At 71.9% G+C, this 14,246-nt stretch carries 9 protein-coding genes; 3 read left to right on the top strand and 6 right to left on the bottom strand.

All coding sequences use genetic code 11. The features are described from left to right. Positions 1 to 35: 35 nt before the first annotated feature. Both OP04_RS09300 and OP04_RS09295 read left to right on the top strand, forming a co-directional pair. The gene (locus OP04_RS09300; protein ID WP_033339163.1) at positions 36 to 1,307 is read left to right on the top strand and encodes a DUF1800 domain-containing protein; all 1,272 of its coding nucleotides are present in this window, start codon (positions 36 to 38) and stop codon (positions 1,305 to 1,307) included. Next, positions 1,307 to 2,593: a DUF1501 domain-containing protein gene (locus OP04_RS09295; RefSeq protein WP_051797334.1), complete on the top strand. Its 1,287-nt coding sequence runs from the start codon at positions 1,307 to 1,309 to the stop codon at positions 2,591 to 2,593. The genes OP04_RS09300 and OP04_RS09295 overlap by 1 nt, the downstream gene beginning before the upstream one ends. On the opposite strand, the gene OP04_RS09290 is transcribed toward OP04_RS09295, so the two are convergent. From OP04_RS09290 to OP04_RS09270, 5 genes are all read right to left on the bottom strand, one after another. Further along, positions 2,573 to 4,078, bottom strand: a complete 1,506-nt coding sequence (locus OP04_RS09290; protein WP_232323521.1) for a sugar transferase — start codon at positions 4,076 to 4,078, stop codon at positions 2,573 to 2,575. The genes OP04_RS09295 and OP04_RS09290 overlap by 21 nt on opposite strands. Positions 4,079 to 4,131: 53 nt before the next feature. Then, positions 4,132 to 5,205, bottom strand: coding sequence for an LCP family protein (locus OP04_RS09285; RefSeq protein ID WP_085066332.1), 1,074 nt, complete (start codon positions 5,203 to 5,205; stop codon positions 4,132 to 4,134). A 377-nt stretch (positions 5,206 to 5,582) separates the two neighbouring features. Next, positions 5,583 to 7,259, bottom strand: a complete 1,677-nt coding sequence (locus tag OP04_RS09280) for an ABC transporter ATP-binding protein (protein ID WP_033339162.1) — start codon at positions 7,257 to 7,259, stop codon at positions 5,583 to 5,585. Continuing rightward, positions 7,256 to 8,869 carry an ABC transporter transmembrane domain-containing protein gene (locus tag OP04_RS09275; protein ID WP_033339161.1) on the bottom strand — a complete coding sequence of 538 codons (1,614 nt, stop codon included), beginning with the start codon at positions 8,867 to 8,869 and terminating at the stop codon, positions 7,256 to 7,258. The genes OP04_RS09280 and OP04_RS09275 overlap by 4 nt, the downstream gene beginning before the upstream one ends. Positions 8,870 to 8,880: 11 nt before the next feature. Continuing rightward, entirely contained in the window at positions 8,881 to 9,933 is a 1,053-nt protein-coding gene (locus tag OP04_RS09270) for a helix-turn-helix domain-containing protein (RefSeq protein WP_157239583.1), read from the bottom strand. A gap of 174 nt (positions 9,934 to 10,107) precedes the next feature. On the opposite strand from OP04_RS09270, the gene OP04_RS09265 reads away from it, so the two are divergent. After that, positions 10,108 to 12,258 (top strand): S8 family serine peptidase, encoded by a 2,151-nt coding sequence (locus OP04_RS09265; protein WP_232323520.1) that lies wholly within the window; start codon positions 10,108 to 10,110, stop codon positions 12,256 to 12,258. A gap of 43 nt (positions 12,259 to 12,301) precedes the next feature. Here OP04_RS09265 and OP04_RS09260 read toward each other — a convergent pair whose 3' ends face one another. After that, positions 12,302 to 13,741 (bottom strand): glycosyltransferase family 39 protein, encoded by a 1,440-nt coding sequence (locus OP04_RS09260; RefSeq protein WP_198153779.1) that lies wholly within the window; start codon positions 13,739 to 13,741, stop codon positions 12,302 to 12,304. Between the last annotated feature and the right edge of the window lie 505 nt (positions 13,742 to 14,246).

Genomic DNA, 14,246 nt, shown 5'->3' with positions numbered 1-14,246 from the left:
TACCGTCCGCTGTCGTTGTCGCATACATTTGCGTGATGTCCGACGGGGTGGCGCTGGTGATGCGGCGCGCCGGTTTCGGCCCGACCGCCACCGAACTGGCGGCGGCGCGGCAGGCCGGCTTAGAGGCGACGGTGGCCTCGCTGACCGCGCCGGTCGGTGAGGATCAGGGCGCGGCGCAGACGCCCGGACCCAACCTGGGCGCGGATCCGTTCACCGGCCTGGTGAATCCGAGCCTGGACCAGGCCGCCATCGCGGCCCAGGCGCGCGAGATGCAGACGCTCGAGCTGACGCGCTGGTGGATGGACCGGATGACGGCCGCGAACCATCAGGGCATCGAGAAGCTGGTCTTCTTCTGGCACGGCCACTGGGCCACCTCGATCCGCAAGGTGATCCGGCCGTCGCTGATGCAGATCCAGCTGCGGACGCTGCGTGCCTCCGGCCACGACGTGCGGGACATGGCGCACCGGATGGTCCGCGACCCGGCGCTGATCTACTGGCTGGACAACCAGCTCAACAACCGCCAGTCCGCGAACGAGAACCTCGCCCGCGAGCTGATGGAGCTGTTCCTGCTCGGCATCGGGAAGTACAGCGAGGAAGACGTCAAGGAGGCCGGTCGCGCGCTGACCGGCTGGCGGATCGACTACAACGCCGGGACGGCCTACGTGGCGCCGCAGTCGTACGACGACGGCACCAAGTCCATCCTCGGCCGGACCGCGGTCTTCGACGCGGACAAGCTCGTCGACTACCTGCTCGAGCGGCCCGAGTGCCCGCGGTTCATCGCGACCCGGCTCTGGTACCGGTACGCGTCCTCGGAGACGCCGATCCCGGACTCCACCCGCGAGGCGATGGCCGCGCAGTTCCCCGACCCGTTCAAGATGCTCGGCGTGCTCCTGCGCGACGAGGCGTTCCTCGGCACCGAGGGCCAGCAGGTCAAGCAGCCGGTCGAGTGGCTGATCGGCGCGGCCCGGCAGCTCGGCGTCCGCCCCGGCAGCTGGGACGAGGACACGCTGCGCAAGGTGCTGCTCAGCCTGGAACGGCTCGGTCAGGTGCCGCTGGCGCCGCCGAGCGTCGGTGGCTGGCCGGCCGGCGGCAACTGGCTCACGCCCGGCACCGCGCAGGTCCGGCTGGCGCTGGCCAACCGCCTGGTGAGCACCGTGCAGATCCCTTCGCTCGACCCGGAGTCGCTGGCAGACCTGCTCGCGGTCGACACCTGGAGCGACCGGACGTACGCGGGGCTGCGCGGCGTCACCGACCCAAACCGGCTGTTGATCCTCGGATTGATCAGCCCCGAGTACGTGGTGACGTGATGGAGAACCTGACCCGACGCCGTTTCCTGATCGCCTCCGGTGTGACCGGAGCCGCCGCCATCGCCGCCGGTGCGGCCGGGCTGAGCCTCTACGAGCTGCTCCGCAGCGCCGACCCGAGCCAGGTGGAGGAGAACCGGAAGAAGCCGAAGCTGGTCATCGTCACGCTCTACGGCGGCAACGACGGCCTGAACACGCTGATCCCGTACGCGGACCCGGAGTACTACAAGGTCCGGCCCGAGCTTGCGTACCCGCAGGAGAAGGTGCTGCACCTCGACGAACAGCTCGGCCTCAACCCGGTGATGGGCGGCCTGGCCGGGCTGTGGAAGACGCAGCAGCTCGCGATCGTGCGCGGCGTCGGCTACCCCCGGCCGGACCGCAGCCACTTCCGCTCGATGGACATCTGGCAGACCGCACAGCCGAAGGTCCCGATCCGGACCGGCTGGGTCGGCCGCTGGCTGGACGCCACGCAGGCGCCGGTGGAGGCCGCGGTCAGCTTCGAGTCGGTGCTACCGCCGCTGCTGGTCGGCGAGACCCGCTCCGGCGCGTGCATCAGCGTCGGCGGCCTGGCACTGCCGGACGGCATCACCACGGAGATGGTGTCCGCGTTCGGCCGGCACCAGGACGGCGAGAGCGCGCTGCAGGCCCGCGTCGCCACCTCGTACAGCGACCTGATCAAGATGGACTCGCTGGTCGCCGAGGCGCAGAAGGTCACCACGCCGTCCGCCGGGACCGAGGGGCACCTGCCCGGTACCGGCACCGGCGGCGCCAGCTCGCTCTCCGCGCAACTCGGCCTGGTGGCGCAGTGCGTCGAGGCCGGCGTGCCCACCACGGTCTACTCGGTCAGCCTGGGCGGCTTCGACACCCACGCGGAGGAGATAGCCGGGCACGAGCAGCTGCTCACGGAGCTGGACCAGGCGCTGACCGAGTTCGCCACCCGGATGGCCGGCACGGAGGCGGGCCGGCGCACGACCGTGCTGGTCTACAGCGAGTTCGGCCGGCGGGTACGGGCCAACGCCTCGGACGGCACCGACCACGGCACGGCCGGGCCGGTCTTCGTGCTCGGGCCGCGCGTCAACGGCGGCTTCTACGGCGAGCAGCCCAGCCTCACCGACCTGGACGCCGGCGACCTCAAGGCGACCGTGGACTTCCGGGACGTGCTCGGGACCGCGCTCCACGACGTGATGGGCGCGGACCCGAACCAGTACCTGTACGACTACACCCCGGCGTTGCTGTCGCTGATCAGGCCGGACGTGGATCCGTCCGCGTCAGCGACCCCCGCCTCGTAGCACCTCGGAGAAGGTCCGGATGACGACCTTCACGTCGAGCCAGAGCGACCAGTTCTCGATGTAGTAGTTGTCGAACCGCGTGCGGTCCGAGATCGGCGTGTCGCCGCGCAGGCCGCTGACCTGCGCCAGCCCGGTCAGGCCGACCGGCACCCGGTGACGCATCGCGTACTCCGGGTGCTCCGCGGAGAACTGCTCCACGAAGTGCGGGCGCTCCGGGCGCGGTCCCACCACGGTCATGTCACCGCGCAGGATGTTCCACAACTGGGGCAGCTCGTCCAGCGAGGTCCGGCGGATGAACCTGCCGACCGGGCCGACGCGCTTGTCGTTCGCGATCGACCACTGGGTCTGCGACTCCTTCTCGTTCACCGGGCGCATCGAGCGGAACTTGTAGACCTCGAAGAGTCGCCCGTTCAGGCCCACGCGCTCCTGCCGGAAGAAGACGCCGTGCCGGAAGCCGCTCTCCGCCCACACCGCGAACGCGGTCAGCAGCATGATCGGCGAGACCAGCACCAGGCAGGCCACCGCGAAGACGATGTCCGTGGTCCGCTTGATCCACCAGCGCGGGCCGGAGAACGCGGCGTGCCGCAGCTGCACCAGCGGGATCGCGCCGATGTGGTCGGTCAGCCCGCCCTGCGAGCGGGAACCCCACAGCCGCGGCACCACCCACAGGTCGAGCGTGCGGGTGTCCGGGCGGCGCAGCACCTCCCACAGCGCCGGCTCCGGCGCATCCGGGTCGGCGAGGATCAGCACGTCCGCCTCGGACATGCTGACCGCGGCGGAGAGGTTGTCGAGCGTGCCGAGCAGCGGCGGCGCGCCGCGCCGGGGCGCCTCGTCCACGTAGCCGGCGAAGCGCAGGCCGTACCGCGGGTAGCGGCGCACGAGGCGGGCCAGCTCGACCGCGATCGGGCCGGAGCCGATGATCACCGCGTTGTGCTCCACCCAGCGGCGCTGGCGCGCGAACAGGTTGATCGAGCGGGTCACGAACCTGCCCGCCAGCACCAGACCGGCGGAGATCGCGACGGCCTGGATGAAACCGGCCACGTACGGCACCGACTCGTGGCGCAGCGTGGCCGCGATCGCCACCACGGCCATGGCGATCAGCAGGCGGCCGATCAGCGCGGGCAGCTCGTCCAGGATGCTGATGTGCCGGCGCGCCCGGTAGAGCCCGCCGGCGGCGAAGATGAGGATGGTCAGGCACGCCATCGCCAGCGTGCCCTTCCAGTACTGGATCGTCCAGACCAGCGGCGCGAGCAGCGCCAGCGCGTCCGCCGGCGCGGTGATCATCCAGGCGCGCAGCGGCCGCGTGCGCTTGGACGTCACGGAGACCGGGTACGGCAGCACGTCCGTGGACGCGCTCGCCCGCATCTCCGGCTTCGGCTTGTCCTGGAACCAGGCGTTGTCTGAAACAGGTGATCTCTGCGCCGGAACGGCCGGCGGGCCGGGTATCGCGTCCTGCTCGGAGCGCGAGGTTGCCTCCATCGTCATTTACATCCCCGTTGACGTGGAACGGTTGGCGCGGCCTTCCTGGCCGCCGGTGTTCACTTCTTCGCGGACGCGAGGATGTCCGGAACAGAGTCCTTGCGTACCGCCTCGTACAGTGCCTTCGCCTTCTCGTCGTCGGCGAGAACCACGCTCTGGTCGCCGATCGTCCCGGTGCCGGTGGTCGGCGTGGTGAGGAACGTCAGGTTGCCGCCGCGCACGTTCCGCATCTGCGTCGCGAGGTCCACGATAGACAGTGTCTTGTCGACCGACACCGAGCTGGCCGTGGCCTTCACGAAGTCGTTGACGCTCGCCGGGCTGGAGAGCATGCCGCCGGACGCGGCCTTGTCCAGGATCGCCTTGATGACCTGCTGCTGGTGCCGGATGCGGGCGAAGTCGCCGTCCGCGAACTGGTACCGCTGGCGTGCGTAGTCCAGCGCGGTGGCGCCGTCCATGTGCGCGGTGCCCTTGGTGAACGTGCGGAACGGCTCGTGGATCGACTTGAAGTCCTGCTCCACGTCGATGTCGATGCCGCCGAGCGCGTCCACGATCTGCTGGAAACCGCCGAAGTCGATGAGCACCACGTGGTCGATGCGGACCTGGGTGAAATCCTCCACGGTCTGCACCATGAGCGGGATGCCGCCCCACGCGTACGCCGCGTTGATCTTCGCGTCCGCGTCACCGTTCTTGCCGTCCGCGGACCGGGGCACGTGGACCCAGGTGTCGCGCGGGATCGAGATCAGCTGTGCGCCGGACCGGTCGGCCGGCAGGTGCGCCACGATGATCGTGTCGCTGCGGGAACCGGTCGTGTTCTCCGGGTCGCGCGAGTCGCTGCCGAGGAGCAGCAGGTTCAGCGCGTTGGCGGCGGCGGCCTCCTTCTCCGGCCGTGACTCCTCCGGCACCTCGGTGAACGCGTCGACCTTGTCGATGCTCTTCTCCACCGAGCGCACGTAGAGCGCGGTTGCGGCCGTCGCGCCGCCGACGATGACCAGCAGTGCGACGAGCGTGATGATCAGGACGCGCTTCCACCGCCGCTTCCGCTTGTGTGCGCCGCCCTTGGGCGGCCCATCTGCGGTTACGGCTGCGATGACCTCGGTCGAGTCATCGGTGACTAGGTCGCCCCGACGTTCCATGCCGAGGATCGTACTGATTGACGACCAGGCATACAGCTGTCGTTTTGTCGCCAGAAGTGCCGTGCAACCAGCAATTTTGGCTGGACATGTCCGGAAAATACCGGTGGAAATACCCGCCCGCTGTGAGGGCTCCGGAGTTGCCCACCGGGCAACTGTGACAAATCTGCGACCAAGATTGTTTGTCCACGAAACGTGCGCGACTCATGCGACGCCGGGACTGTTCCTTTCGCCACAGCGAATCCGGCAGGAAGCCCGCTGCCGCCCCGGCCACCCACCCCTGATCGGGGTGAACGCTCTGCCTGTGCGGCCGACCGGTGCCCGCGGGAGCAACGCTGCCGGGCCACGCCGGAAGCGGGAAAAGAATTATGTTCCTGAATTTAGGCCCAGGCTTTCCAGAGCCGGGCATACGCGCCGCCCGCCGCGATCAGCTCGTCGTGCGTGCCGATCTCGGCGATCCGGCCGTCGTCGACCACGGCGATCCGGTCGCAGGCGCGCGCCTGACTCAGCCGGTGCGCGACCACGATCGCGGTGCGGCCCCGGACGACGGCCGCGGCGGCGCGGTCGAGCTCCCGGGCGCCCGCGCTGCCCGCCTCCGCGGTCGCCTCGTCCAGGATGATCACCGGCGGATCGCGGAGCAGTACCCTGGCCAGCGCGAGCTGCTGCGCCTCCGCGGGCGTGAGCGTCGCGAGCGCGCCGAGCCCGCGAGTCCAGCCCACGGTGGCCAGCGCGGCGGTGAGCCGGGTGTCGTCCGCGCCCGGGGCGGCGAGCCGGAGGTCGTCGCGGATCTCCCCGGCGAACGCGTGCGTCTCCTGCGACACCAGGCAGACCCAGTCGCGCAGCACGGACGCGTCCAGGTCGGTGACCCGCACGCCACCGGCCCGATCGGTCAGCGTGACCAGGCCCGCGGTGGGCGGGAAGACCGCGGCCACGATCCCGGCCAGCGTGGTCTTGCCCGCGCCACTGGCCCCGACCAGCGCGAGCGACGTCCCCGCCTCGACGACCAGATCAAGACCTTTCAAGACCTCGCGGGTGTACGCGTGCCGCACGCCGGACGCCTCGACCCGGACCCCGCCGTCGGGCCGCCGGGTGATCCCGGCCGGCGCGGCCGGCACCAGCAGCACGCCGATCGTCCTGGCCAGCGCGGCCCCGGCCCGCTGCACCTCGTCGAACGACAGCAGCAGCGTGCCGAGCGGCGTGAACAGCCGGTGGAAGAGCAGCGCGGCCGCGGTCGCGGCGCCGACCGTGACCGTGCCGGCGTGCACCAGCCAGTAGCCGGTGAGCAGGATCGCGGACAGGCCGACCGCCTCCGCCGCGTTCATCGACTTGCTGAACCACACGTAGAGGCGCAGCGCCCGCACGCCGACGGCCAGCGCCTCCTCGGACGCGACCTCGGTGCGACGGGTCTGCAGCACGGACATGCCGAACGCGGCGACGGTCTCGCGCCCGCGCAACGACTCGATCAGGATGCGTCCGCGCTCCGCGGCCAGGCCACGTTCCCGCGCGTAGAGCTTCGCCGCGTGCGGGAGGTAGAGGCGCAGGCTCACCGCGTAGATCGGGAAGACACAGGCGAACGCGAGCGTGAGCCGCCAGTCCAGCGTCAGGAACCCGGGCGCCGCGACCACCACCGTGATCACGGAGATGAAGACCTGGGTGATCAGCGGCACCGCGGTCGCGAAGTTCTCCACGTCCTCGGTGACCCGGGAGGAGACGTCGCCGCTGCCCGCACGCTCCAGCACGGGCGCGGGCAGGCCGAGCGTCGCGCCGAGCACGGACTCCCGCAGCCGCGCCGCGACCCGCGCGCCGAGCTGCTCGGTGGCGCGCCGCGCCATCGCCGTGCCGGCGGCACCGACCAGCGCCGCGGCCGCGACCAGCACGAACAGCGCCGGCCGGAACGAGTCGATCAGGCGGCCGAGCAGCAGCGGCGTGGCCACGGTGCCGAGCGCGGCGAGCAGGGTCCAGCCGAGCGCACGCCACGCGGCCACGGGCTCGGCGCGGACCGCACGGGCCAGACCGGCGAGCGTCTGCCGCGCGGTGGCGACCGGCAGCGCGCTCATCGCAGCACCGCCGCGGCGTAACCGGGGTGGGCGCCGAGCACGGCCGCGGTGGACAGCACGGCCGGGCCGGCCTCGGGCAGGAACAGCACGCGGTCGCAGTGCGCCAGCAGCGCCGGTGACGTGGTCACCACCACCGTGGCGCCGCCGCTCTCCCGGCGGAACGCGGCCAGGCCGGCCGCGGCCTCCTGCTCGGTGACGGCGTCGACCGCGGTCAGCGGATCACGAAGAACGAGCACCGGGGGTACGGCCGCGAGCGCCCGCGCCAGGGCCACCCGCTGCCGCTGGCCGCCGGAGAGGTTCGCGCTCGCGTCCAGCAGATCCTCCGCGAGGTCGGCGGCCTGGGCGGCGGCGAGCGCGGCGCGCCCGTCGGTTCCCCGGCCGGTGTCCAGCGCCTCGGTGAGCGTGCGGCCGAAGAGCGAGACGGCGTGCGGCGCGGCCAGGACATGGTGGCGCAGGGCGGGGTGGCCGGGCGTCAGCTGCCCGAACGTCACCTCGCCGCGGTCCGGGGCACGCGTGCCGGCGAAGACGTCGGCGGCGGCGTCCGCGAGCGCGCGGTCGGCCGTGACGACGCCGAGCAGCTCGCCGTCGTGCAGCGTGAGGTCGATGCCGGTGACCGGGCCGATCGCGGCGTCGCTCAGCGTAGGCGGTCCCGCCTCGTCTGTATTTATCGGTTCATCCGGTGTTGTGCCGGGGCGCAGCGCCGTGATCCGGTCCGCGCTCGCACGGGCCGCGAAGAGCTGCTGGAGGCCGCGTGCCACCCGCTGCACCGGGTCGCCGACGAATGAGACCATGGTGACCGCGGTGACGAACCCGCCGATCGTGATCCTGCCGGACGACACCATGGCCGCGGCCGCCGCGACCGTGCCCAGCAGCGCGATCGCGGACGCGAGCAGGCCCGCGCCCTCGACCAGGGACACCGCGGTCGCGCTGCGCAGCGCCGCGTCCCGGGACTCGCCGACCGTGACCCGGTAGCGGCGCAACGCCTCCGGCCCGCCGCCGAAACCGCGCAGCGTGCGCAGCGACGTGACGTACTCAGCCGCGAGCGCGGCGGCCCGGCCCACGGTCTTCTGCCGCGCGCTCACCCGGCGTTCCAGCCACGGGCCGAGCCGCCGCACGACCCAGGTCATGGCCGGGACCATCAGCAGGATGCCGAGCCCGAGCAGCGGATCCACCCGCAGCAGCACCGCGACCGTGACGATCAGGCCCGCGACGCCGGACACGATGCCCACCAGCCCGCGCAGGAACTCGGCCGTGGCCGTGGCGTCCACGGTCAGCACGCTGACCAGGCCACCGGTCCGGCGGTCCGCGCCGAGCGCCGGATCGGCCAGCAGCGCCGCGGTCGTCCGCACGCGCAGCCGGTGCGCCTCGGCCAGCACCGCGCCGTTGAGCCGGTAGTAGGCCATCCCGGCCGCCGCGCCCAGCACCACGAAGAGCAGCAGGATCGTGGCCACGGCCAGCAGGATCGCGTCCGGCGGGCCGCCGTCGACCGCGTGATCGACGGTCAGGCCGATCGCCAGCGGGACCAGCGCCTCACAGATCTGGTGGATGCCGGAGCCGGTGCAGCAGAGCGCCACGGTACGGGCATGACGGCGGACCATGTCGTGCAACATGGACCCGGACGTTAGGCGTGCCGGCCCGGCTCTTCCAACGCTTCGGCCGGAACCGAATCCTGGTCCATCAGCGCGAGCAGCGACGCTCCGAGGGGCTCCAGGCGGTAGAACACCTGCCGGTCGGCGCGGGACCGGGACACCAGCCCGGCCTCCTGCAGGCCGGTGAGCTGCTCGGAGATCGTGCTGGGCGCGCGTCCCAGCACCGCGGCCAGCCCGCTGGTGGTGGCCGGCGTGGTCAGCGCGCGCAGGACCGCGGCCCGGCCCGCGCCGATCAGCAGCGCCAGCCGGTCCCGCTCCCGGTGCGGCGCCGCCCTGCGGGAGAGCACCGCGGCCCCGCGCGCCTGATAGGTAACCATGAGCGTGACCGGGTCGTCCGTGCTCACCGACGGCCGGCCCTGCGCCAGCACCACCGGGACCAGCAGCAGCCGCCGGTCGCCGCCGGTCAGCGCGGACTCCCGGCGCTTGGGCAGGGACAGCACCGGCGCGTCCCAGCTCGCCGGCCCGCTCAGGCTGCCGAGCACGGCCTCCGGGCCCTGCTCCGCGAGCACGCGTGCCCGCAGCACGATCTCCTCCTCCAGTACCGCGCGCATCGCCGGCCAGTGCGGCGCGACCGCACGCTCCCAGAACACCTCCACCGCGTCCGCCAGCAGCCCGAACGCCCGTGCACCGTCCGTCAGGTAGGGCAGCAGGAAGTCCGGCGCGCCCTCCGGGTAGTGCTTGGCGCACTGGGCCGCGATGATCTCGGGCGGCGTGGCGCGTAGGACGGCCAGCTCGTCCGCGAGCGAGGGACGGGACGACGGCGGCGCGGGCTGGAACGCGTCCGGCGTCGGGCGGCCGTGGTCCACGCCGTACAGCTGCGCATAGACGCGCAACGGACCGGTCCCGGGATCCGTGCGCAGCACCGAGGCGGCGTGCGCGGCCCACTCCGCGTACGGCCAGCCCGCATCGCGTCCCTGCCGGGTGCGGTGCACCAGTTCGACGCCGCTGATCACCTCACGGAGCGGGCTGATCGCGAGCCGGGTCCGCTCCAGCGTGTGCTCGTCCAGGTGGATCCGGATCACCACGATCGGCAGCATAGGCGGCGGTCGGTCCGGATGCGGGCGTTTGGTTCCCAGAGAAGCCTGTAAAATCCATCACTGCCTATATTGACGGTTTCTTCCTAGCATGACGGCGTTGCCTACATCGGGAGGAACGCCTTGATATCGGTAGGAAATCGCAGAGCCACGGCAATAGCCGCGGTGACGCTCCTGGGCCTCGGGCTCGCCGCGCCCGCCTCGGCCGCACCCGTCGCCGACGAGGGCACCGTGCTGGCCGCCGGCGGCCCGACCGCGATCGAGGACTCGTACATCGTGGTGCTCAAGGACGTGGCCGTGGATGCCGTCCCCGCCACGGCCCGGTCGCTGGCCGCGCGGCAGAGCGGGGGAGTCGTCCGCACGTACCAGCATGCGGTCACGGGCTTCGAGGCACACCTCACCGCGCGTGCGGCCCGGCGGCTGGCCGCGGACCCGGCGGTCGCCTCCGTGACACAGAACCACACCGTGACCGCCTCCGACGTGCAGTCACCCACGCCCTCCTGGGGCCTGGACCGCATCGACCAGCGCGCCCGCCCGGTCGACGACAGCTACACCTACCCGGACGGCGCGCCGGTCGTGACCGCGTACATCATCGACGGCGGCATCAACCTCGCCCACACGGACTTCGCCGGCCGGATCCGGCCCGGTCAGGACTTCGTCGACGGCGGTGACCCCGAGGACTGCCGCGGGCACGGCACGCACGTCGCCGGCACGGTCGGCGGCACCACCTACGGCGTCGCCAAGAACGTGGAGATCGTCCCGGTACGCGTGCTGAACTGCGAGGGCAGCGGCTCGGTCGCCACCGTCATGGCAGGCATCGACTGGATCACCGCGGACCACCGGCCAGGCGCGCCCGCGGTCGCCAACATGAGCATCAACGGCACCAGCCGGTACACGCCGGAGGAGGACGCGGTCCGGCGGTCGATCGCGGACGGCATCACCTTCGTGGTCTCGGCCGGCAACCACGACGGCACGAACGCCTGCAACAACACGCCCGCCGCCGTGCCCGAGGTGATCACCGTGGGCGCGGTCGGACCGGACGACACGCGCCCGTCGTTCTCCAACATCGGCCCGTGCGTCGACCTGTTCGCCCCCGGCGTCGACATCGTCTCCGCGAACATCGGCGGCGACACCGCCAGCCGCAGCTGGAGCGGCACCTCGATGTCCGCGCCGCACGTCACCGGCGCGGCCGCGCTGATCCTGGCCGACCACCCCACCTGGACGCCCGCGCAGGTCGCCGCGGAACTGGTCGCGGACGCCACCCCCGACGTGATCACGGACGCCGGCGCCGGCTCACCGAACCGGCTGCTCTACATCGACGGGTCCCGGCCCGCCGACGACTTCTCGCTGACCGCCACGCCCGCGGCCGCCACCGTCACGGCCGGCTCCTCGGTCTCCACCGCGATCGCGGTGCAGGGCACGCCCCAGCAGGTCACGCTGAGCGCCGGTGGACTGCCGACGGGCGCGACCGCCTCGTTCGGCTCCTCGACGCTCACCGTCTCCACGACCGCGGCGACCGCGCCCGGGACGTACCGTGTGCTGGTCGTCGGCGTCGGCACCAGTGCGACCCGTCCGGTGCGGTTCACGCTCACCGTGACCGCGGCGTCCGGCTGTGTCGGCGGCAACGACGCGGACACCTCGCTGAGCGGCTCCAACCCGGTCGAGCTGCCGGTGACCATCACCGGCTGCGGCGGCACCGGCGCCGTGAACAGCACCGTCGAGGTGCACGTCGACCACACCTACATCGACGACCTCGAAGTGGACCTGGTCGCGCCGAGCGGCACCCGCTACAACCTGCTCAACCGCACCGGCGACGACACCGACGACATCGACTACACGTTCACCCACGACCTGTCCGCCGAGCCCGCGGACGGCGTCTGGAAGCTCAGGGTCCACGACAACGCGCCCGGCGGCACCGGCAACTTCGACTCCTGGACGCTCAACCTCGCCGGTCAGGATCTTCCGGTCCCGGCCTGCGGCGGCGTCGCCACCGGCGACTTCCCGTTCGAGGACATGACGTCCAACGAGAGCCCGCTGCTGGTCACCGGCTGTGGCCGGGCCGCGTCGGCCGCCGCCTACGTCGAGGTCCGCATCGTCCACCCGAACGAACGCGACCTCGGCGTCCACCTCATCGCCCCCGACGGGCAGCGCATCACGCTCCAGCTGATGCACGCCTACTACAAGCCCGACATCTTCCGCACGTACGTCGTGAACCTGTCCGGCAAGCAGGCCGACGGCGAATGGAAGCTCATGGCCGAAGATCTGTCCTGGGGCAGCGACCCCGGCTACATCGACAGCTGGAAACTGACGCTCTGACACCGAGGGCTCGGCCGGACCCCCGGCCGAGCCCGCACACCGGTCAGGCCGGCTGCACCGCGTCCTTCCGGACCAGCAGCGCCGCCCGCCCGGTCGAGAACGTGAACGAGTCCTCGACCCGGTACTTGCCCGCGATGTACTTGATCTTCCAGATCTTCTGCGCCTCCGGGGCCAGCGGATCCACCGGCGCGCCGTAGACGCCGCCGGCCGGCCCGATCAGCCAGATCCGCTCCGCCTTCGACAGCCAGCCCTCGACGTCGTTGACCTCCAGCACCTCCAGCGTGCCGTTCTGCCCCGCGGTCAGCTTCATCAGCGCGTCCCGCGGCTGCGGCCGCTCCTCCGTCCACTCCAGCTCGCCCAGGTAGTGCGTCAGCGTCGGCCGCATCGTCCACGCGTAGTCCGTGTAGACGAGCACGTCACCGGGCCGCGCCTGCTCATGGATGGCCTCGGCCATCGCCCGGGTGTCCGGCGCCTTGTGCGTCTCCCGCACGTCGAACTGCGCCGGCAGCGCCAGGAACGCCAGCGCCGCCACCAGCACCACGATCCGGGCCAGGCGCGGCACCGCCACCGCGCGTACGTGCTCCGAGGTGATGGTCGCGGCCGCGAGCACGGCCAGCGGGGAGAACAGGAAGACGCCGTACCGCGGCACCCACACCGGCGCGATCAGCGACACCGTCAGGATCACCGCCACCGGCACCACCAGCAGCAGCACCAGCTCGACGTACCGCCGGGCGGGCAGCGCCGCGTACGCCGCCACGGCCAGGCCCATCAGCAGATATCCCAGCGCCGGGCTGGCCGCGATGTCGCCCGGCAGCGTGACGAGCGTCTCCCAGGTCGGCGTGGCCACCCAGTGCAGCTGCGACTGGTGCTGCCCGCGCCCCAGCCAGACCAGCGGCAGCAGCCCCAGCAGCGCCACCCCCACCATCGGCACCGACCGGAAGAGCCGCCGGTCCCGGTCCTTCACGAACGCCAGCACCAGGATCACCACGTGCGCCGCCAGGATCGACAGCGTCACCAGATGAAAAACGCCGGTCAGCGCCACGGCCAGCCCGTACGCCGCCCACCGCCACCACCCCGGGTTCCGCACCGCGATGAACAACAGCAACGACGACAACGACGCGAAGCAGAACGCCAGCCCGTACGGCCGCGCCGTCGTCGCCAGCAACACCACGCTCGGCACGATCGCGCACACCACGCCCGCCGTGATCCCCGCGGCCTGCCCCGCCACCCGCCGCGCCAGCTCCGCCGTCACCCCCGCCCCGACCGCCATCGCCAGCAGCGACGGCAGTCGCAGCACCACATCCGATTCCCCGAACACCCTGGTCAACACGAACAACACCAGGTAGTACGGCGTGATCACCGCATCCTTGTGCTGCGCGAGCGTGAACAGCTCCCCCAGCGACCGGGTGGCCGCCGACAGCGTCGCCCCTTCATCCCAGTCCAACGGCACACTGGTCAGCGAGACCCCCGCCACCCCCAGCATCACCACAACCCCAGTACCAAACGGCACAAAAGCAGCAGTCTTCGCTCTCATCAGGACTCCCGTTCCCCCACGCACAGCACGGGGACGTTAGCCGATCCCCCAATCCCCACGGTTCCGGGCCGGTCCTCGATTTCTGGGCCGGTGGGATTTCTGGGCCGGTGGGTCTGGGCGCCGGCGGCCGACCACGCAGCCACCCCTCGCACCGTGCGGTCTTGCTGTTGGGGTACCGGCGGCCGACCACGCAGCCACCCCTCGCACCGTGCGGTCTTGCTGTTGGGGTACCGGCAGCAAACCACGCAGCCACCCCTCGCACCGTGCGGTCTTGCTGTTGGGGTACCGGCAGCAAACCACGCAGCCGACTCTCGCACCGTGGGGTTTCCGGGGCTCGGCCCCGGAGAATACGACGAGCGCCCCAGGTCCGCGCTCTCCAGCGGACATGGGGCACCCAAAGCTCGTGCCCCCGGCAGGATTCGAACCTGCGACACACGGTTTAGGAAAGGCTCGG

This window comes from Catenuloplanes japonicus (assembly GCF_000717135.1).
GTDB classification, from domain to species: domain Bacteria; phylum Actinomycetota; class Actinomycetes; order Mycobacteriales; family Micromonosporaceae; genus Catenuloplanes; species Catenuloplanes japonicus.
This window is presented reverse-complemented; position numbering and strand designations above follow the sequence as displayed.